Origin of the sequence: Acinetobacter sp. ESBL14 (assembly GCF_036668815.1) — a bacterium.
GTDB lineage: Bacteria > Pseudomonadota > Gammaproteobacteria > Pseudomonadales > Moraxellaceae > Acinetobacter > Acinetobacter gyllenbergii.
The window spans coordinates 1-219 of record NZ_JAZEVS010000097.1 but is presented as its reverse complement, the minus strand read 5'-3'; the positions used below and the strand labels follow the sequence as shown (position 1 = coordinate 219).

Sequence of the window (219 nt, the reverse complement as noted above, 5' to 3'; positions counted from 1 at the left end):
TCAAGCCACCTGGATTTGGTGTCGTCCACGCCCCAGTCGTTGGGTCTGTTGGTACCTGAACACTTGTACCATCTGGGAAGGTCACGGTCACAGTCGAACCAGGTTCTGCTGTACCACTGATTGGGTCGGTCGCATTGATCGGATCAAGCACTGGTGCATTTGGTGCAACGGTATCAATCGTCAATACTGCGCTATCTGTGCCCACATTGCCCGCTGCAT

Annotated in this window: 1 pseudogene; it reads right to left on the bottom strand. The window is 53.9% G+C overall.

The annotated features are described in order from the left end of the window. Positions 1-219, bottom strand: a pseudogene (locus V6E90_RS21945) (Ig-like domain-containing protein); the annotation flags it as partial.